The organism is Geobacillus sp. PLS 41 (assembly GCF_056494105.1).
In genome coordinates this window covers 1,913,038-1,931,328 of sequence record NZ_CM151395.1, presented here as the reverse complement: position 1 = coordinate 1,931,328, position 18,291 = coordinate 1,913,038, and the positions used below count along the sequence as shown (strand labels likewise).

The 18,291-nt window shown below is 55.8% G+C and carries 20 protein-coding genes and 1 pseudogene; 1 reads left to right on the top strand and 20 read right to left on the bottom strand.

All coding sequences use genetic code 11. The annotated features are described in order from the left end of the window. Positions 1–13 precede the first annotated feature (13 nt). From panD to ACVX3G_RS09645, 10 genes are all read right to left on the bottom strand, one after another. Positions 14–397: an aspartate 1-decarboxylase gene (gene panD, locus ACVX3G_RS09690; protein WP_013144919.1), complete on the bottom strand. Its 384-nt coding sequence runs from the start codon at positions 395–397 to the stop codon at positions 14–16. Continuing rightward, positions 379–1,281 carry a pantoate--beta-alanine ligase gene (panC, locus tag ACVX3G_RS09685; protein WP_014196191.1) on the bottom strand — a complete coding sequence of 301 codons (903 nt, stop codon included), beginning with the start codon at positions 1,279–1,281 and terminating at the stop codon, positions 379–381. The genes panD and panC overlap by 19 nt, the downstream gene beginning before the upstream one ends. After that, positions 1,278–2,117, bottom strand: a complete 840-nt coding sequence (panB, locus tag ACVX3G_RS09680; protein ID WP_011231664.1) for a 3-methyl-2-oxobutanoate hydroxymethyltransferase — start codon at positions 2,115–2,117, stop codon at positions 1,278–1,280. Before panB ends, panC begins: the two co-directional genes overlap by 4 nt. A 266-nt stretch (positions 2,118–2,383) precedes the next feature. Further along, the gene (locus tag ACVX3G_RS09675; RefSeq protein WP_015375256.1) at positions 2,384–3,373 is read right to left on the bottom strand and encodes a bifunctional biotin--[acetyl-CoA-carboxylase] synthetase/biotin operon repressor; all 990 of its coding nucleotides are present in this window, start codon (positions 3,371–3,373) and stop codon (positions 2,384–2,386) included. Further along, on the bottom strand, positions 3,331–4,545 hold the full coding sequence (locus ACVX3G_RS09670; protein WP_014196193.1) for a CCA tRNA nucleotidyltransferase: 1,215 nt from the start codon (positions 4,543–4,545) through the stop codon (positions 3,331–3,333). The genes ACVX3G_RS09675 and ACVX3G_RS09670 overlap by 43 nt, the downstream gene beginning before the upstream one ends. Beyond that, on the bottom strand, positions 4,542–5,678 hold the full coding sequence (gene bshA / locus ACVX3G_RS09665; protein ID WP_020278320.1) for an N-acetyl-alpha-D-glucosaminyl L-malate synthase BshA: 1,137 nt from the start codon (positions 5,676–5,678) through the stop codon (positions 4,542–4,544). Before bshA ends, ACVX3G_RS09670 begins: the two co-directional genes overlap by 4 nt. Further along, on the bottom strand, positions 5,675–6,385 hold the full coding sequence (gene bshB1 / locus ACVX3G_RS09660) for a bacillithiol biosynthesis deacetylase BshB1 (RefSeq protein ID WP_033012340.1): 711 nt from the start codon (positions 6,383–6,385) through the stop codon (positions 5,675–5,677). Before bshB1 ends, bshA begins: the two co-directional genes overlap by 4 nt. Before the next feature lie 5 nt (positions 6,386–6,390). Next, the gene (locus tag ACVX3G_RS09655; RefSeq protein WP_011231669.1) at positions 6,391–6,825 is read right to left on the bottom strand and encodes a methylglyoxal synthase; all 435 of its coding nucleotides are present in this window, start codon (positions 6,823–6,825) and stop codon (positions 6,391–6,393) included. 31 nt (positions 6,826–6,856) lie between these two features. Further along, positions 6,857–7,654 carry a 4-hydroxy-tetrahydrodipicolinate reductase gene (dapB, locus tag ACVX3G_RS09650; RefSeq protein WP_013524123.1) on the bottom strand — a complete coding sequence of 266 codons (798 nt, stop codon included), beginning with the start codon at positions 7,652–7,654 and terminating at the stop codon, positions 6,857–6,859. Next, the gene (locus ACVX3G_RS09645) at positions 7,651–7,986 is read right to left on the bottom strand and encodes a nucleotide pyrophosphohydrolase (protein ID WP_011231671.1); all 336 of its coding nucleotides are present in this window, start codon (positions 7,984–7,986) and stop codon (positions 7,651–7,653) included. The genes dapB and ACVX3G_RS09645 overlap by 4 nt, the downstream gene beginning before the upstream one ends. Positions 7,987–8,146: 160 nt before the next feature. On the opposite strand from ACVX3G_RS09645, the gene ACVX3G_RS09640 reads away from it, so the two are divergent. Then, a complete protein-coding gene (locus ACVX3G_RS09640; protein WP_011231672.1) occupies positions 8,147–9,019 on the top strand; it encodes a YitT family protein in 873 nt (290 codons plus the stop codon). 137 nt (positions 9,020–9,156) lie between these two features. On the opposite strand, the gene ypjB is transcribed toward ACVX3G_RS09640, so the two are convergent. The 10 genes and pseudogenes from ypjB to ACVX3G_RS09590 form a co-directional block, all read right to left on the bottom strand. Continuing rightward, entirely contained in the window at positions 9,157–9,945 is a 789-nt protein-coding gene (gene ypjB, locus ACVX3G_RS09635; RefSeq protein WP_013524124.1) for a sporulation protein YpjB, read from the bottom strand. 348 nt (positions 9,946–10,293) lie between these two features. Further along, a pseudogene (gene lhaT, locus ACVX3G_RS09630) lies at positions 10,294–10,913 on the bottom strand (lipoprotein heptaprenylglyceryl N-acetyltransferase LhaT). A 78-nt stretch (positions 10,914–10,991) separates the two neighbouring features. After that, positions 10,992–11,756, bottom strand: a complete 765-nt coding sequence (locus ACVX3G_RS09625; protein ID WP_011231675.1) for a menaquinol-cytochrome c reductase cytochrome b/c subunit — start codon at positions 11,754–11,756, stop codon at positions 10,992–10,994. Positions 11,757–11,805: 49 nt separating this feature from the next. Then, positions 11,806–12,480 (bottom strand): menaquinol-cytochrome c reductase cytochrome b subunit, encoded by a 675-nt coding sequence (gene qcrB, locus ACVX3G_RS09620; RefSeq protein WP_011231676.1) that lies wholly within the window; start codon positions 12,478–12,480, stop codon positions 11,806–11,808. 3 nt (positions 12,481–12,483) lie between these two features. Next, on the bottom strand, positions 12,484–12,993 hold the full coding sequence (locus tag ACVX3G_RS09615) for a Rieske (2Fe-2S) protein (RefSeq protein ID WP_011231677.1): 510 nt from the start codon (positions 12,991–12,993) through the stop codon (positions 12,484–12,486). A 144-nt stretch (positions 12,994–13,137) separates the two neighbouring features. Then, a complete protein-coding gene (locus ACVX3G_RS09610) occupies positions 13,138–13,593 on the bottom strand; it encodes a YpiF family protein (protein WP_020278315.1) in 456 nt (151 codons plus the stop codon). 88 nt (positions 13,594–13,681) lie between these two features. After that, positions 13,682–14,215 (bottom strand): ReoY family proteolytic degradation factor, encoded by a 534-nt coding sequence (locus ACVX3G_RS09605; RefSeq protein ID WP_013144907.1) that lies wholly within the window; start codon positions 14,213–14,215, stop codon positions 13,682–13,684. Between the two features lie 56 nt (positions 14,216–14,271). Then, the gene (locus ACVX3G_RS09600; protein WP_033012346.1) at positions 14,272–15,528 is read right to left on the bottom strand and encodes a tetratricopeptide repeat protein; all 1,257 of its coding nucleotides are present in this window, start codon (positions 15,526–15,528) and stop codon (positions 14,272–14,274) included. Positions 15,529–15,816: 288 nt separating this feature from the next. Then, positions 15,817–17,100, bottom strand: a complete 1,284-nt coding sequence (aroA, locus tag ACVX3G_RS09595; protein WP_033012338.1) for a 3-phosphoshikimate 1-carboxyvinyltransferase — start codon at positions 17,098–17,100, stop codon at positions 15,817–15,819. A gap of 27 nt (positions 17,101–17,127) precedes the next feature. Then, positions 17,128–18,231 carry a prephenate dehydrogenase gene (locus ACVX3G_RS09590; RefSeq protein ID WP_013144904.1) on the bottom strand — a complete coding sequence of 368 codons (1,104 nt, stop codon included), beginning with the start codon at positions 18,229–18,231 and terminating at the stop codon, positions 17,128–17,130. Between the last annotated feature and the right edge of the window lie 60 nt (positions 18,232–18,291).

Below are 18,291 nucleotides of genomic sequence, written 5' to 3'. Positions count from 1 at the left end.
CCCCTTTTTGCCCTCATAAAACCGTATGCGCCGGCTCTTCGGCGATGAGCTGCACAATCCGGTTGTTTTCGTCCATAATCGCGATTTTCGGTCGATGGGCGGCGATTTTTTCCTCTGGAACGAGCACATATGAGATGACGATAATAACGTCCCCTTTTTGCACAAGGCGGGCGGCGGCGCCGTTTAGGCAAAAGACGCCGCTGCCGCGCTCACCGGGGATGACGTATGTTTCAAAACGGGCTCCATTATTATTGTTCACTACCTGTACTTTTTCATTAGCCACAATGCCGACGGCATCCAAAATATCTTCATCGATCGTAATGCTGCCGACGTAATCGAGATTGGCCTCTGTTACACGAGCGCGGTGAATTTTGGCGTTCATGAGCGTGCGAAACATGCTTGCTCCCCCTTTCCATCCCCTTGTTCGCCGGTTTTGGGCAACTCAATCATGATATTGTCGATCAACCGGGCGCTCGCAAATCGGACGGCGACAGCGATCAGCACTGTCCCGGCGAGCGTCTCAAGCGGCGTCAAATCCGGATATGAACATACTTCGACATAATCGATCTCAGCGTGCGTATGCGCTTCAATATGCTCTCTAACCATCCGGCGGATGGCCGCTGCGCTCCGCTCTCCTCGTTCGACGGCGGAAGCGGCCGCTTGAAGCGCTGCATACAGCGCCGGCGCCTCACTCCGTTCTTGCGGCGACAAATAGACGTTGCGCGAGCTTTTCGCCAGCCCGTCCGCCTCGCGGACCGTCGGCACCGGCACGAGCTCGATCGGAAAATTGAGATCGCGGATCAAGCCGTCGACGACCGCCACCTGTTGGGCATCTTTCATCCCAAAGTACGCGCGGTCGGGCATAACAATGTTGAACAGCTTAATGAGCACCGTCGCCACGCCGTCAAAATGGCCGGGGCGCGACCGTCCGCACAGCACGTCGGCGCGCGCTTGAACGATCGCTCGTACGGTAAGCGGCTCCGGATACATCTCGTCCGCTTCCGGATGGAACAAGACGTCGACTCCATGCTGTTCGGCGATGCGCCGGTCGCGCTCGAAATCGCGCGGATAGCGGGCAAAGTCTTCGTTCGGTCCGAACTGAAGCGGGTTGACGAAAACGCTTAGGACGACGATGTCGTTTTCCGCGCGCGCCCGATCGATGAGGGAGGTATGCCCTTCATGCAAATAGCCCATCGTCGGAACGAACCCGATCGTCTTTCCTTCACGGCGATATTGGCGCATGAGCGCCTGCATCGCTGCAATCTGATCCATCACGATCATCCTTGCTTTCCTCCGTAAAGCGCCACCCATTCTTCTTCCTTCATCGTAAACGTGTGCGCCGGCTCCGGGAACTGGCGCAGTTTGACATCAGCGACGTAGTTGGCTAACGCCTCGACGATCGTCTCTTGGATGGACGCGTATTGTTTCACAAACTTCGGCACGCGGGTGACACCGTAGCCAAGCAAATCGTGATACACGAGCACTTGACCGTCGACTTCCGCCCCAGCGCCGATGCCGATGACGGGAATGGTGAGTTCCCGGGCCATGGCCGCCCCGAGCTGCTTCGGAACACACTCTAAGACAAGGGCGATCGCTCCCGCCTGCTCGCATTGTTTCGCATCATCGAGCAGCTTTTTCGCACTTTCGGCATCTTTGCCTTGCACTTTATAGCCGCCAAGAACGCCGACCGATTGCGGCGTCAACCCGAGATGGGCAACGACCGGCACGCCGGCTTTCGTCAGCGCGGCAATCATGTCGACGACTTCATCCGCCCCTTCGACTTTAACGGCGTTCGCCCCTGACTCTTGCATGATGCGGCGGGCGTTTTGCAGCGCCTCTTCTTTGGACGCATGGTACGACATAAACGGCATATCGGTGACAATAAACGTGTTCGGCGCACCGCGGCGAACCGCCTTCGTATGGTGGATCATATCATCGACCGTCACCGGGATCGTTGAATCATACCCGAGCACAACCATGCCGAGCGAATCGCCGACCAAAATCATGTCGACGCCGGCTTGCTCGGCAAGCTTCGCGGACGGAAAATCGTAGGCGGTCACCATCACGATCGGCTCGCCCGCCTGCTTCATGTGGAAAAAATCGGTTTTCGCTTTCATTTTCGTTCCCTCCTCTTTGACTGCAGAGGAGATGAACCGCCCGAAACAAAACGTCCTTCTTTCCCGCCTTGAGAAAGAAGGACGCCATAAAACCGCCGTCGGTTTCGTTCATCCCTCTGTCCTAGTCCTTCAAAAAAGGATCAAGGCAGATCATTTCCTTCACCTATTCGTGCTGTCGGCCTCGGTGCAGTTCTTCTTGCGAAAGATACTGCCCTTTTCCTCGCTTTGTATTTTAACAAAATTGTTACAATTTTTCTAGTGGCAAATTAGAACTGAATATCGGCAGAATGGATGTAATGGATGTTCTTTTGCTCATCTTCAAGGATGAGCAGCCCGTCGTCAGTGATGCCGCGGGCGATGCCGCGAATCACGCCGTTCAGCGTTCTCGCTGTCACCGGCTTGCCGATCGAAACGGCGTACCCTTCCCAAAGAAGCTTAATCGGACGGAAGCCATGCGCCAAATATTGCTCATACAGCCGCTCAAGCCGGAACAAAATTTCTTGAATGAGCGGGGCGCGCTTTACGGGCCCGCCCTTTTCAATGGCCAGCGATGTCGCGATGGCCCGGATATCCTCCGGAAACTGCTCGATCGTTTGGTTGACGTTGATGCCGATGCCGATGATGACCGAATGGACGCGGTCAGGGTCGGCTTGCAGCTCCGTTAAAATGCCGACGCACTTTCTGCCGTCAAGCAAAATGTCATTCGGCCATTTAATGTCTGGGACAAGCCCGGTCACTTCCTGAATCGCCTGGCTGACGGCCACCGCGGCAAGCAGTGTCAGCTGCGGCGCCCGCTGCGGCGGGATGGCCGGCCGCAAAATGAGGCTCATCCAAATGCCCGTCCCTTTTGGGGAAAACCATTTCCGATCCAAACGCCCGCGCCCGGCCTTTTGCTCTTCCGCGACGACGAGCGTTCCTTCCGGCGCCCCTTCATACGCGAGCCTTGCCGCAATGCGCTGCGTCGAATCGACTTCGTCAAAAAAGTGGATCGCGTGGCCAAGTTTTTCCGTTTTTAAGCCGAGCTGGATTTCGTTGGCCGTCACTTTATCCGGCGTGCTGATAATCCGGTAGCCAAGGCGGCGCACTGCTTCGAGTTCAAATCCTTCTTTGCGCAGCTCCTCGATATGCTTCCATACCGCCGCCCGCGAACAGCCGAGCTGTTCGCTGATTTTTTGCCCGGACAAAAACTCGCCGTTCGCTTCGGCAAACAACTCTAACAGTTTTTTTCGTGTGTCCGATTGCGCTCCATGAGCCATGCGTAAATCCGCTCCTTCTCATTTTCGACTTCGCTGCTGACGACCGCCCGCCAGATGGCATCCAGCGTCTCTTTCACCCACGGACCGGCCGGTTTTCCAGCCCAGCGAATGACGTCTTTCCCGTTGACGGCAAGCTCCCCTTTCGTTTTGATCGGCAGCGCCGCAAAGCGGCGGCGGAGCTCCTCATGATGAGGTTCAGACGGCGCGCCGCAAAGCGCGGCGCGCACCGCTTCAACCGATAGCGCTCGCTCGAGGCCGGCCAAAAACAACTGTTCGTTCGTCCACGCCTCCGGCCTAGGGACATCATCGAGCGCCGCCAAAATGGCGCCAGCTTCATCGATTACTTTGTTGGGAAGCTTCCAGGCGCGCAAAAACGGACGAATGTCTTTGACATCAAGCGCGCGGCAAAGAAGCGCCCAGCGCTCTTCGCGCTTTGTAAGCCACGGCCAGCGAAAGGCGGCGGCCGAGCGCAGCAGCTGCTCTTTTTCGGCCAGCCCAGGCAAATAAGCGAACAGCCCGGTATCGGCCAACAGCGGCAGTGCTTCGGCAACGAACGGACCGGCGAGCAGTTTTTCCATTTCCATGGTCATCCGTTCGACAGAAATGTGGGCCATAAGCGGTGCGTTTTGGACGATCGCCCGCTTCGTGTCCTCAGCAAGGGCAAATCCAAGTTGGCTGACGAAGCGAACAGCCCGCATCATGCGGAGCGCATCTTCGCGAAACCGTTCGTCCGCCGCCCCGACCGTGCAAATGAGCCGCCGCTCGATCGCCTCTTGTCCGCCAAACGGATCAATGATCGTTCCGCGTTCATCCATGGCGATGGCGTTCATCGTGAAATCGCGGCGCTTTAAGTCTTCCTCAAGCGAACGAACGAACGTCACCGACTCCGGACGGCGATGGTCTTCATAATCGCCGTCCGTGCGGAATGTCGTCACTTCGTACGCCGTTCCTTCATGCACGACGACGACCGTGCCGTGTTTCGAACCGACGTCGATCGTTTTCGGAAACAAGCGCATCACTTCTTCCGGCAGAGCGCTTGTCGCGATATCGACGTCGCCGATCGCACGCCCGATCAACAAGTCGCGCACCGCGCCGCCGACAAAATACGCCTCATAGCCATGCCGCTTCAATTGTCGGATAATGCCGAGCGCCTGTTCAAACGGCGGTTTCATCGTTTCACCTTCCTTGCCGCAAGCGAAGCGTACAGCTGTTCATACTGGCCGACGATGTCGGCCGAGCGGAACTTGCGCTCGACCGTTTGCACCGCCTGTCTTGCCATCTCAGAGTGCAACCGGCAGTCTGTCAACAGCGCCATCGCCTGTCTTGCCGCCTCTTTGACATCGCCAAGCGGGCATAAAAACCCGGTTTTCCCATCCTCAATCACTTCCGGAATCCCGCCGATGGCCGTGCCGATGCACGGAACGCCGCACGCCATCGCTTCAAGCAATACGAGCCCGAAGCTTTCTTTTTCCGACAAAAGCATCATCACATCACTGATCGAATACAGCTCTTCGAGTTTATCCTGTTTTCCTAAAAAGCGGACATCATCTTGCAGCCCAAGCTCTTTCACAAGCCGGCAGACGACGGTCATTTCCGGACCGTCGCCGACAAGCAAGAGCTTGGCTGGCACGTGCCGGCGCACGATGGCAAACGCTCTCACTACATCAGGCACACGCTTCACTTTCCGGAAATTCGAGACATGGATCACAACTCGTTCATCGTCGCGAATGCCGTACTCGCGCCGTAAATGGCCCGCTTCCCGGCGACGGTAGACGCGTTCATCGACAAAATTGTAGACGGTATGGATCGTCGCTTGCACATCGAGCAGTTCATACGTCTGCCGGGCAAGGGCGTCAGACACCGCCGTAACGATATCCGACTGCTCGATGCCAAATTTGATCATATCGGAAAGCGACGGATCATAGCCTAACACGGTGATATCCGTGCCGTGCAGCGTCGTGATGATCGGCAGCTCGCCGACCATTTGCCGCGCCAACACCGCACAGACGGCATGAGGAACGGCGTAATGGGCATGAAGCACATCGAGCCGTTCCCGCTTTGCCACCTCAGCAATTTTGCTTGCCAATGCCAAATCGTACGGCGGGTATTGAAAGACGGAATATTGGTTGACACTGACTTCATGATAATAAATGTTGCCGTACACTTTATTCAAACGAAACGGCATGCTCGATGAGATAAAGTGAATCTCATGCCCCCGCTCCGCCAGCAGCTTGCCAAGCTCAGTGGCGACCACTCCGGAGCCCCCGACCGTCGGATAGCAAACAATCCCGATTTTCAGCTTCATCGCTCCTCCTCAAACAAATTGGAAAGATGAATCGGCGTTTTCGTCAAAAACCCTTCCGCATACGCCGCGCCGATTTGTTGACCGAACCAGCGCTCGCGGCTTTCAATCATCTCGATGTAGCCGTTGGTCAGCGGGGTGTCAACCGAGCCAGGCCGTTTTTGAAACTGGCTTTCGTACGCGCGCAGGCTGTCCAGCTTGTCATCGATCGTTTCGCTAATATCGATGAGAAAATGCGGGCGGCAAAAGGCATTGATCATATAATAATACACCGCCCGAACGCGGTGCGCATCGCCAAGCTCTCCGGCGCCATAGCGGCGGATGCCGGCGGAAAAGACCGCTTCCTCGACAAGGCGGGCGCATCGCCCGTGATCCGGATGTCGATCTTCCCAATAGGGGGCGAATACAAGGCGCGGCCGGCAGCGGCGGATGACCGCTGTGATCTGGCGGATCGCCTCTTCCTCGACATAAAGGCCGCGGTCAGGCAGCCCAAGATTGAACCGCTCGGATACACCGAGCCGGCGGGCCGCCTCGGCCGCCTCTCTCTGCCGCTCGTCGACCGTGCCGTTGGACGACAGCTCGGCTTGCGTCAAGTCACAAATGACAATACGGTACCCACGGCGTACGTATTTGGCGATCGTCCCTCCCATGCCGATTTCGACATCATCCGGATGGGCGCCGAACGCCAACAAGTCACACGTTTCCTTCATCGCTGTCACCTTTCTGTTTTCGATTCCTCCCCGCCTTTTGTTTGGCCGCGCACAATGCTGCGCCATGCCAAATCGCCGCGCTCCAACGCGCGGATGAGCAGCTCGGCCGTGCCGATGTTCGTCGCCAACGGCACGGCATAGACGTCGCAAAGCCGCATCAATGCGCTGATGTCCGGCTCATGCGGCTGGGCGGTGAGCGGATCGCGGAAAAAAATGACCAGATCCATTTCATTGCGGGCGATCATCGCCCCGATTTCTTGGTCGCCTCCGTACGGCCCTGATTGGAAGCGATGAACGGGAAGACCGGTCGCCTCCTGGATGCGCAAGCCGGTCGTGCCGGTGGCGTACAATTCATGGTTGGCAAGCACAGGCGCATAGGCGGTCGCAAATGCGACCATCTCTTCCTTTTTTTGGTCATGGGCAATTAACGCGATTTTCATTCCATTCTCCCCCGTTTGCGCAGTTTGCACACTATTCCAAAATATGCTCCAGCCCATAGACAAGCGTATGTAAATGCATCACCGTTTCCACTGCCAGCTTCACCCCGGACATAAACGAGCGGCGGTCGAACGAATCGTGGCGGATCGTCAACGTCTGGCCGTTGCCGCCGAAAATCACTTCTTGATGAGCGACAAAGCCCGGCAGACGGACGCTGTGGATCGGGATGCCGTCATATTCCGCGCCGCGCGCGCCAGCAAGCGTTTCCTTTTCGTTCGGGTGGCCTTGCTTTTTCGACGGTCGCACTTCGGCAATGAGCTGCGCCGTCTTCAACGCCGTTCCGGACGGTGCGTCAAGCTTTTGATCATGGTGCAATTCAATGATTTCCACATCAGTGAAATATTTGGCCGCCATGCGGGCGAATTTCATCATCAACACCGCTCCGACGGCAAAGTTCGGCGCAATGATGGCGCCGATTTCTTTCTCTTCCGCCAGCTTGGTGAGCCGCTCGATATCTTCCGGCGTAAATCCAGTCGTGCCGACGACCGGACGAACGCCGTAACGCAGCGCCAGCTCGGTGTGCCGCTTTCCGGCTTCCGGCGTTGTCAAATCGATCAATACATCCGGCTTCACCTCGGCAAAACAGCGGGCCGCATCGGTGTAAATCGGGGCGTTGACGCCGGAAAATCCGTCGATCTCCGCTAAATTTTGTCCATCGTAACGGCGGTCGATGACCGCAGCCAGTTCAAAGTGATCGGTTTGCTGCACGAGCGCAACCGCTTCTCGGCCCATGCGGCCGCGCGGCCCCGCGATGACAATGCGAATCGTCATGATCCTTCCTCCTTCCGCGTCCAGCGGTCGCGGTCGCGGGTGCGAAACTTGTCCATCACCCGGTCGTGCGCCGCCTGCAAATCAATGCCGAGCGAATTGGCGAAGCAAATGAGCACAAACAGCAAATCGCCCAGCTCTTCTTCCACCGTTTTTTCTTGTTCGGTCGCCTTTTTCGGTTTTTCCCCGTAGTAATGGTTCACCTCGCGCGCCAGCTCGCCGAGCTCTTCCGTCAGCCGCGCCAGCATGGCGAGCGGGCTGAAATAGCCTTCTTTGAATTGACTGATATAGTCATCCACTTCCTGTTGCATTTGTTTCATCGTTTTCTCCTGCATGGCTTGTCACCTCGCCTGTTTTCATGTTAGCGAAAAGCGGCGCATTTGACAAATGTTTTCGCCCGCTGTCAATTCCGTCCGTTTTCGCTCGTCATTGCCTATATGGACAAGTTCCTCTATAATTAAGGGCGCCGACTATTTTTGCGGACGGAGGGACGGTATGATTTTTGGACTAAAGATCAAAAACTGCCTGTTTATTTTGCTTGGCGCCGCCATTTTCGCCTTCGGGCTCGTTCATTTCAACATGCAAAACAATTTGGCGGAAGGCGGGTTTACCGGCATTACGCTTCTTCTTTATTTTTTGTTCGGACTGGATCCAGCGATCACCAACTTGGCGCTCAACATTCCGCTCTTTTTCATCGGCTGGAAGCTGCTCGGCCGCCAGACGTTTCTCTATACCGTCATCGGCACGGTCGCCGTTTCCGTCTTTTTGTCCATCTTTCAACGCTACATGATTCATATGCCGCTTCGACATGACATGACGCTCGCCGCCTTGTTTGCCGGCGTCTTTATCGGCGTCGGCCTCGGCATTATTTTCCGCTACGGCGGCACAACCGGAGGCGTCGATATTATCGCCCGCCTCGTCCATAAATATAAAGGCATCAGCATGGGCAAAACGATGTTTGCCTTTGACGCCACCGTCATCACGTTGTCGCTTCTTCTTTACCTGTCATACCGCGAGGCGATGTATACGTTGGTCGCCGTCTTTATCGCCGCCCGGGTCATTGATTTTCTGCAGGAAGGCGGCTATGCGGCAAAAGGGGCGACCATCATCTCAGAAAAAAGCGAAGAGATCGCCAACCGGATCTTGACAGAGATGGAGCGCGGCGTCACCGTGCTGAAAGGGCGCGGCTCATATACGAAGCGCGACCGCGACGTCTTGTATTGCGTCGTCGCCAAAAACGAACTGCCGCGCTTAAAAAGTGTCATTATATCCGTTGATCCGCATGCGTTCGTCGCCGTCACCGATGTGCATGATGTGCTCGGCGAAGGGTTTACGCTCGATGAACAAAAGCGGCCGCTGGAACCATGAAAAGCCGCTGGCGCGAAAGCCCAACCGGGACAAGCCCGGCAAGCGCCGCTTGAAAGTGCCGGGGCGGTGCTTGCACAAAGCGACGGGAAAACAAAAAAGAGGGGGAAATGTTTCCCCCTCGCAAAAAGCGCCGGTGCTTAGTCTTCCGGCTGCCGCGCCCGCTTCTCTTCCTTTTCTCCTTTGTACTTCCGCCAGCCAACGTACGTCAGCGTCAACACGATCACTCCGCCAGTGGAAATCATCACCCAAATCAGCGACGGATCAGCTTCGTCCTTTTTCACCCCGGCAAACAGCGCTTCAAGATCTTGACGCGCATCGGCGAGTTGCTCACGCTGCTCGTCTTCGCCGCGTTGCCAAAACGCGGCGGCCTGCAACGCCTCAAGATCGTCATCGACCTTTGTCGCGATATCCGGCGGCACGTCGATTTTCACACTCGGCTCGATCAATGTATAGCGGTCAAGCAACTGGCGGAGGGCAGCGGCATACGCTTTCTGCTCGCCTTGTTGTGCCGCCTTTTCGACCGCGGCAAACGCCTCCATGACAGCCGGCTCCATCTCCGTCCAAAGCGGCTGGTATGTCGAATGGATGGCGTCAACAACAAGGCGAAACTGGGTGATCGCCGCCACTTTGTCTTCCGCGGAGATCGGCGCCGTCATCGCCTTGACTGCCTGCTCGTGCGTCACGGTCACCGCCCGCAATTCATCGGCCGATTTCAACCGTTCTTTTGCCCCAAGGGCGAAAAACCGCTCGGAAAAATAGCGGAGCACTTCTTTTGCTTCGGCAAAACGACCGTTTTTCGCCAATTGCAGCGCCTCGTCGGAAATATCGTCCAACTGCTCCCAACCGTTTGTTTGTCCAGCCGCGCCAATGGGCGCTGGCCATAAAAAGGCGAGCGACAACAACATGGCTAGCCCGATTCGCTTCATCATCGTCCCTCCCTCATCCACTAGTACAATGTATGAAGGAGTGGACAAGAGTAGACCAGGCAACTGCTATATAGATGCAATTCGAAGCTTTACCATTTGCAGCTTTTACCGAGTATTTGATCGACTGTCGGGGGACCGAACAACGCCGCTTCCAGACCCATATATGGGTCTGTGGGGCAGGCGGTTGTTCGGTCTTCCGTCACGCCTTGGCGTGACGGAGGCAAGCCTGTGGCTTGCCTTCGACAGTCGAAAATGGACAAACCGCTTTTCCGTCAAGGATATGTTAAACTTCTTCGTTGCATCTATATAGAAAGCTGCCGCCCAACGTTCCTCCTTGTGTTCAACGCTCTACTCTGATGCCTGCCGGAAAGACATGCCGCCCGGCAGAAGCGGCTGGCGCCGGAGGCGGACGCCAAGCTGGTACGCAGCGGCAATCGATGCGATGCTCAACCAAAACGTAAAATAGCCGATTTCGTTGGCGTAGTCAGCCAGCACACTATAGCGCGGCATCATGCCAAAAACGTAGTCGATGACATCGTTATGCAGCGTCCACACGGCCGCCAGCATAAGGTGAAGGAAGCGGAATCGATAAAACCGGGCGTACAGCATTCCTTCGATCGCCATCGCCCCGTGCGAAACGATGAGCATCCAGCCGGCCCAATCGAGCGTGCCGGTGACGCGCCAAACGAGCACATTCATAACGACCGCCCAAATTCCATACTTAACAAGCGTCACCAAAGCCAACGCTTCAAAAAGCGGCGCCGACCTGCCGAAAAGCCATGCCACAAGGACGACAAGAAAAAAAGGCTCGCCGTCGGACTGTCGGGAACAAACGGCAAAAAGACGGGCGGCGTATCGGCAAGTTGATAACGATACCAATAATATCCATAGATGGTGCCGGCCGCGTTGACGAACAAGAGCAGCCAAACAACCGGCCGGGAAGCCAACAGCGCATAAAGCCATGCCATCATCTGCACCTCGCCTCGGTTTCATGTTGGCACGAAAAAAGCTGACTAACGCGAGTCAGCTTTTTCGTGTCGAAACGATTATTCCGCTTTCAGTCCGGCGATGAATTCGGACAGTTTTTTCAACTCTTCATCCGTGCCCTTAAAGACGCCGGGCGGCATGTTGCCTTTCCCTTCTCTCGCGATTTTCGCGATTTCTTCCGGTTTCAAGCCGGTGCCGATGAGCGACGGACCAGCGCCGCCGGACAAGTTTTGTCCGTGGCACGATGTACATGTGTTCGCTTGGGCGATTTTATAGCCTTCCGCGTTCGTGTCAATTTTCACTTCCGCCCGAATTTTCCCTTGTTCAGCCGCTTTTTTCCAGTCGTGTGTGACGACCGCTTCCCATGTCAAATAAATCATCGCCGCAAGCGCCAACAGCATCATCCCGGTCGCGACCGGACGCTTCCAAGGACGGCGCTCTGGGCCGCGGTCCAAAAACGGCGCCAATAAGAGCGCGCCGAACGCCAACCCTGGGATGATGATCGCGCCGACGACCGTATACGGACCAGACGCATACGAATATTTGAGCAATTGGTATAAGAACAAGAAATACCAGTCAGGCAGCGGCACGTACGTCGTGTCCGTCGGGTCGGCGATCCGCTCAAGCGGCGACGGATGGGCGACCGTCAAGCATAAGAAACCGACGAGAAAGACCGATCCGACCAACCATTCCTTAAGCAGGAAGTTCGGCCAAAACACTTCCGTTTTCCCGGGATATTCCGAATAGTCCTTTGGAATATTCGGTTTTCTCACCGCGGGAACACGGGAATCGCCGACGAATTTCATTCCTTTTCCGCGATGCATTGCGTGGTTCCCTCCTTTTTTCTATCGCCTCTAAACGCGGGCCGACCGATCATAGCGGACCGGAAATGCCTTGTCTGCGAATCATTAAAAAGTGCGCTGCCATTAAGCCGAGTAAAGCGGCCGGCAAGAAGAAGACGTGAATGGCAAAGAAGCGCGTCAACGTTTGCGCGCCGACAATTTCTGGGTCCCCAGCTAACAGCGTCTTAATGGCCGGGCCAATGAGTGGCGTCGCTTCCGCGATTTGCAAACCAACTTTCGTCGCAAACAGCGCTTTCATATCCCACGGCAACAAGTAGCCGGTGAAGCCAAGACCCATCATCACCATAAAGATCAATACGCCGACGATCCAGTTCATTTCGCGCGGCTTTTTATAAGCCCCTTGGAAAAAGACGCGCAGCGTATGTAAAAACATCATGACGATGACAAGGCTCGCCCCCCAGTGGTGCATGCCGCGCACAATTTGGCCGAACGCCACTTCGTTTTGCAAGTAATACACCGATTCCCACGCGTTTTTAATATCCGGGACGTAGTACATCGTCAAAAACATGCCTGACAAAATTTGAATGACCGTGACAAAAAACGTCAGCCCGCCGAAACAATAGACAAAGGCGGAAAAGTGATGGGCGGGGTTGACGTGCTCCGGAACTTCGTGATCGGCGATATCCCGCCATAAAGGCGTAATATCTAAGCGTTCATCGACCCAGTCATACAGCTTGTTTAACACGCATTACGCCTCCTTTCTTGGTTTCGCCTTGCCTAAATACAGCTTGCCGTCTTTCACTTTGTACTCGTAACGGTCAAGCGGAGCTTGCGGCGGCGTCCCCGGAACGTTCGTGCCGTCCTTCTCATAGCGCCCATAGTGGCATGGGCAGAAAAACTGGTTCGGATGCTCTTTGTCCGTGTTCCAGTCGACCGTACAGCCAAGGTGTTTGCAGATCGGCGACAGGGCGATGATCTCCCCTTTGTCCGTTTTATACACCCATGCTGATTTTGGCTCTTCCGACTCGTACCAAGCGTCTTTCACCTTCACTTTAAAGTCGAAGCGCTTCGGTTCGGTCGTAATCTCTTTGACGTCTGCTACCGCGACCATCTCCGTCCCTGCTTCATCCTTCAAGATCGGATCGAAAGCAAAACGGAGCATCGGCATCAGCATTCCTGCCGCCATAAAACCGCCGACGCCGGTCAGCGTGTAGTTTAAAAACTGACGTCTCGTTACACGATGTTTGTTGTCGCTCATCGTCTTCCCCCCTCTATGCAAAATCAAGTCCGCACCGGACGATTGTATGTATAACACATATGGAAAACTAGGACATTCTAATGATAGCTCAATTGCTGGACAAGGTCAATATCGCAGGCGGCAAAACGTCGGACTTTGCCGCATCTACTCTTGCGCCCATCGACCGATGAGAAAGCGGAGCAGCTCGGCGGTCTGCTCTCTGACAAGCTCGTGCTTGTACGATTCACCCATGCTCTCGAGCGGAACAACCGGAATGAACCAAACGCGGTCAGCTTCTTCGCCCTCTTGCCACGCACGGTCGCACGTCACATAAAACAGATGCTTCATTCCTTCCCGCCTAAGCCGGTTGGTCCAATCCGCCAGCCTTTCGGTAAGCAGCGCCCGCGGCTCATCGGCAAAATACACAAACGACGGCATCAAAAACAACCGGCCCTTCAGCTGCCGCTCGACCTCGGCCGCGATGAGCCCGACAAGCTCCCCGCCGGAAGCGAGCCGCTTCGCTCCTTGGCCGAAAGCCACCGGCAAAAGCGGAAGGAGCGCCGTGTCGATGTAGTCGCGCTCTCGTTCATAGAGGGCGACGTCCTCGCCTGTCCACTTCATTCGTACTCTCCTTTTCCTCAAAGTTTCTTCCCTTCATCACCATACCATATTTTTCGGCAAAAGAAAAACCTTGCCGGCGGCAAGGTTTTTACAATTTGTTTAATTCATCGGTCAGGCGGCGGAACGCCTCTTCATCATGGCGGTCAAGCGCCTCATCGATCAGCTTCATGAGCCGCCCGCGCCGGAATTCGTAAATGGAGCGTTCCAAAAACTGCTCGGCGAGGCGCTGGTCGTTTTCGCTCACTTGCGCCTGCTTCGGCGCATACGGGTTTTCCTCAAGCACAGCGACATATTGTGGCGAGTGAAAAGAAGCGCGGAAATTCAGTTGAATGTAAATATCTTCGTCGCGGTTTAAACGGATGTCATGGAACGATTTCTCTGCATCGGTTGTCATCACATTGCCTTTGTAAAAACGGAACGGCACATCGTCGACGCAGTGAGTCGACATAATGATGCCGCGCGGGCAATATTGGGCATTCTCGACAAAATGCACCTTTTGCATGAGCTGGTCATGGCTCATCAAATAGTTTAAAATCCAGACACACTCGCGCCGCTTCAACTGATAGTGGCTTAAAAACCAACGGATAAACTCTTTTTTCTCATTGACGGATACGTGCGTCATTGTGCGCTTCCCCCTCGATCGGTTTCCAAGAAAGAGGTTGGGCCACCGCTTCTCCCCTACTCTTCGAGCTCAAGCAGCATCTCCGCCGCCTCCGTATGGGTTGGGTCGAGACGGACGATCTGTTGAAATATTTCTTTCGCCGCCGCCCGATTTCCTTCCTCGATGAGAAAATATCCGTACTCTTCGAGGAACTCGACATTGTGCTTAAAGAAATTATATGCCTCGCCGTAATGATTTAATGCATCGTCGTACATCTCAAGCCGATGTTTGGCGCGCCCAAGGTCCCATTCAAACTGCGGATCGTACTCGCCATCGGCCATCGCCTGCTCAAGAAGCGCGACGACATCCTCATAGCGCTGTTCGTTTAGCCAAAGCGCCGATAAAACCGTGAGCGCCTCGATGTACCCGCCATCGATCTCAAGCGCTTTTTTCAAATGTTCCTCTGCCTCCTCCGGCTTGTTCAGCTTGAGCGCCAGCTTGCCTGCGTAAAGGCGGAGCTCTTTGTTCCATTCGTCGACGCCGATGCCCTCAAGCGCCGTCTCATAGCTTTGCACGAGCCGTCCTTCTTGTTCATACGCTTTCGCCAAATAAAGGTAAAGCGGAGTGTAGTCCGGATCGAGCTCTTTTAAAGCGCTGAGCTTATCGATGGCCGTTTGTGTATAGCCGGCCTGCAACGCGGTGAATCCGTAGGCGAACAGCGTCCGGCTGTCCATTTTTTCATTGAGCGCCTCCTCATAATACGGAAGCGCCGCCTCGAATTCCCCGGAACGGCTGAGCGCCTCAGCGATCCGCTCGGTGATCAAGACGCCGGCCATCTCCTTATTCGTCTTCCGCACCTGTTCATAAAGCGGCACGCTTTTTGAGTATTCACCGTGCGAAAAATACAACTCAGCCAACGCAAACTGCACGATCGGCTCATCTGGAGCTTTCTCGTACGCTTGACGCAGCTTCCGCTCGCTCACTTCCGCCAACCCTTGCATTTCGTACAAATCGGCGGCAAGAAGGCACGCGCGGACAAACTGCGGATCGTCTTCGTCGATCTCCGACAAAATGGCGAGCGCTTCCTCTTCGGCTTCAAGCTCCGTATACACTTCCGCCAAAAACAGGCGAATGTCGCCGTCATCCGGATAGCGGGCAGTCAGCTCCTCAAGCAGCTCCTTCGCCTCTTCCGGCATTCCCCATCCGTACAAGCAGTCGGCAAGCGCGTATTTTTCTTCATCACTTCCATATTTTTTCACTTTCGGCACGAGCGCCAACGCTTGGTCGACGTTTCCGTTTTCCACTAAGCGAATGATTTGTTCGACGCGTGTCATGGTTTCGTCAGCCCTCTCTTGCGGCAGGCGGCCGGGCGCCCACAGGAGCCCATCCGCCTTTGCCATTCAAATCGTTATGTACCGTTACAACGGGAACATGAATGATGATAATCGATCATGGCCGTTTCCGCAACCAAACCGCTCGCTGTCTGGAAGGTGCGCCGTTTTTCGGCCGGAAACCGGGAATGTACCCGCTTTCAAAAAATGCGAAGCCAATTCCTCTCACTGACAATATATGAACGAACAACGCAAAATATGACCGCCCGCCCGCTTGGGGCGGGAGGCCTTTTACAGCAGCGAGCGGAGATCGGCAAAAAACGCCGGATAGGAAACGGCGACCGCTTCCGAACGCTCGAGGCGGATCGTCCCTTTGGCGATGCAGGCAGCAACGGCGAGCATCATGCCGATGCGGTGGTCGCCATGGCTGTCGACAACAATCCCGTCGGCATAAAGCGGCGTTTTGCCGCGGATCATCATGCCGTCGTCGGTTGCTTCGATGTCAGCGCCGAGTTTTTTCAACTCGGTGACGACCGTATGGATCCGATTCGTCTCTTTCACCTTCAGTTCGCTCGCGTCTTTGATGACGGTCGTTCCTTCCGCCTGCGTCGCGAGCAAGGCAATGATCGGAATTTCGTCGATCAATCTTGGAATCAGATCCCCGCCGATTTCGACCGCCCGAAGCGTCGACGTGCGGACCGTAATATCACCGACCGGCTCGGTTTCCTCGTGGCGGACGTTGTCAATCGCAATATCCGCCCCCATTTGTGTAAGCACATCGATGATGCCGGTCCGCGTTGGATTTAAGCCGACGTTTTTCAGCGTAATTTCGCTGTTCGGCACAATGGCGCCGGCGACAAGGAAAAAGGCGGCTGACGAAATATCGCCGGGAACGTAAATGTGCGTCCCGCGCAAGCGTTGCGGACCGGCCACCGAGACGGTCAAGCCATCCACATTCACTTCACCGCCAAACAACCGAACCATCCGCTCGGTATGATCGCGCGAGCGGTGCGGCTCAGCAACAGACGTCACGCCGTCAGCGAATAAGCCGGCGAGCAAAATGGCCGATTTTACTTGCGCGCTCGCCACCGGCGAAGTGTAGCAAAGCGGGCGAAGCGCGCCGCCGCGGATGGAAAGCGGCGTATAATTGCCGCCCTCACGCCCGTCAATACGCGCTCCCATTTCGCGAAGCGGTTTCGTCACCCGCCCCATCGGTCGCTTGGCGATCGATTCATCGCCGACAAGGCAGGCGTGAAACGGCTGGCCGGCCAAAATGCCGAGCAACAGGCGCGCCGTCGTTCCCGAGTTGCCGACATCAAGCACCGCAGCCGGCTCGCGCAGCCCGCCGGGGCCGGCTCCTTCGACAACGACTGTCGTCCCGTCCTGGCGAATGTCAACGCCGAGTTTCCGGAAACAGTCGATCGTGCTTAAACAGTCCGCCCCAGGCAAAAAATGGTCAATTACCGTCCGTCCAGAAGCAAGCGCCCCGAGCATGACGGCGCGATGGGAAATCGATTTGTCGCCAGGGACTTCGATCATTCCTCGGAGCGACGACACGTTGGTTGGCAACTGCATGCAAAATCCCTCCATTGTTTTTCCTTGCTACCCTTCATAGGTGGCATAGTTCGTATGTTTGGCGAGGCACGCTTTCGCCCGCGCCCGATCGTCTTCGCTTTGGAAGCTGAGGCGGAGCACGCCGTAAATTTCTTCGCGCGTCTCAATGATGCGGATGTTCGTGATGCTGATGTTTTCTTCGGCCAAATAGCCGGTCACTTCGGAGATGACGCCCGGATAATCCGGCACGTCGACATACAAATCGTAAAACGACGGAATCGCTCCTTTCGTTCTCGACGGCAGCCCGTCGCGAAACTGTTTCGCCTCCAAAAAGTAATGGTAAATAGCGATGCTGTTTTCTTCTTCGACAAACGAACGCAGCCGCTCCATTTCGGCGATCCAGCGGTCAAAGAGCGCAAGCAGTTCATGCTTGTTATGGATAAAAATATCGCGCCACATTTCCGGATTGCTCGACGCGATGCGGGTGATGTCGCGGAAGCCGCCGGCCGCCAGCCGGCTGACGAGGGCGTTTTCGCACTCGTATTCGCGCGCCTGATGAACGAGGCTCGCCGCAATCAAATGCGGAAAATGGCTGATTACGCCAGTGATGCGGTCATGCTCTTTGGGCGTTAAGATGACAAACTGCGCTTTCGTTCCCGCAAGCCACTGTTTCAACGCCTCGACTTGCTGCGGCGGCACATCGTCCGTCGGCGTCAAAATGTAAAAGGCGTTTTCAAACAGATGAGCCCTTGCCGCCGCCACACCGCTTTTATGCGACCCGGCCATCGGATGGCCGCCGATGAACGCTACGCCATGATCCAACAGGCGGCGGGCGCCTTGGACGATGCGCTGCTTCGTGCTGCCGACATCGGTAACGATAACGCCGCGCTTCAACCGCTCGAGCGGCATCGATGAAAGCAGCGCCTCCGTCTGCATGACCGGAACGGCCAGAACGATCAAATCCGCCTGTCCGTATCCGTCTTCGGGCGAACGGGCGGCTTCGTCGATCACCTTGAGCGAACGCGCCAAGCCGAGCTGCCGCTCATTGACGTCGTAGCCGATGATCATCGCCTCCGGATGCGCTTTTTTAATCGCCAATGCAATCGATCCGCCGATCAAGCCGAGGCCGACAATGAACACTTTTCCTTCCAATCGTCCCACCTACTTTATGTAAACGTGCGCCCGCTGCTTTTGAAAAGCAACGGGCCGATC

What these genes read in the sequence shown, in the direction of transcription:
- panD (WP_013144919.1), bottom strand. Translation starts at nt 397, where the DNA reads ATGTTTCGCACGCTCATGAACGCCAAAATTCACCGCGCTCGTGTAACA.
- panC (WP_014196191.1), bottom strand. Translation starts at nt 1,281, where the DNA reads ATGATCGTGATGGATCAGATTGCAGCGATGCAGGCGCTCATGCGCCAA.
- panB (WP_011231664.1), bottom strand. Translation starts at nt 2,117, where the DNA reads ATGAAAGCGAAAACCGATTTTTTCCACATGAAGCAGGCGGGCGAGCCG.
- ACVX3G_RS09675 (WP_015375256.1), bottom strand. Translation starts at nt 3,373, where the DNA reads ATGGCTCATGGAGCGCAATCGGACACACGAAAAAAACTGTTAGAGTTG.
- ACVX3G_RS09670 (WP_014196193.1), bottom strand. Translation starts at nt 4,545, where the DNA reads ATGAAACCGCCGTTTGAACAGGCGCTCGGCATTATCCGACAATTGAAG.
- bshA (WP_020278320.1), bottom strand. Translation starts at nt 5,678, where the DNA reads ATGAAGCTGAAAATCGGGATTGTTTGCTATCCGACGGTCGGGGGCTCC.
- bshB1 (WP_033012340.1), bottom strand. Translation starts at nt 6,385, where the DNA reads ATGAAGGAAACGTGTGACTTGTTGGCGTTCGGCGCCCATCCGGATGAT.
- ACVX3G_RS09655 (WP_011231669.1), bottom strand. Translation starts at nt 6,825, where the DNA reads ATGAAAATCGCGTTAATTGCCCATGACCAAAAAAAGGAAGAGATGGTC.
- dapB (WP_013524123.1), bottom strand. Translation starts at nt 7,654, where the DNA reads ATGACGATTCGCATTGTCATCGCGGGGCCGCGCGGCCGCATGGGCCGA.
- ACVX3G_RS09645 (WP_011231671.1), bottom strand. Translation starts at nt 7,986, where the DNA reads ATGCAGGAGAAAACGATGAAACAAATGCAACAGGAAGTGGATGACTAT.
- ACVX3G_RS09640 (WP_011231672.1), top strand. Translation starts at nt 8,147, where the DNA reads ATGATTTTTGGACTAAAGATCAAAAACTGCCTGTTTATTTTGCTTGGC.
- ypjB (WP_013524124.1), bottom strand. Translation starts at nt 9,945, where the DNA reads ATGAAGCGAATCGGGCTAGCCATGTTGTTGTCGCTCGCCTTTTTATGG.
- ACVX3G_RS09625 (WP_011231675.1), bottom strand. Translation starts at nt 11,756, where the DNA reads ATGCATCGCGGAAAAGGAATGAAATTCGTCGGCGATTCCCGTGTTCCC.
- ACVX3G_RS09615 (WP_011231677.1), bottom strand. Translation starts at nt 12,993, where the DNA reads ATGAGCGACAACAAACATCGTGTAACGAGACGTCAGTTTTTAAACTAC.
- ACVX3G_RS09610 (WP_020278315.1), bottom strand. Translation starts at nt 13,593, where the DNA reads ATGAAGTGGACAGGCGAGGACGTCGCCCTCTATGAACGAGAGCGCGAC.
- ACVX3G_RS09605 (WP_013144907.1), bottom strand. Translation starts at nt 14,215, where the DNA reads ATGACGCACGTATCCGTCAATGAGAAAAAAGAGTTTATCCGTTGGTTT.
- ACVX3G_RS09600 (WP_033012346.1), bottom strand. Translation starts at nt 15,528, where the DNA reads ATGACACGCGTCGAACAAATCATTCGCTTAGTGGAAAACGGAAACGTC.
- aroA (WP_033012338.1), bottom strand. Translation starts at nt 17,100, where the DNA reads ATGCAGTTGCCAACCAACGTGTCGTCGCTCCGAGGAATGATCGAAGTC.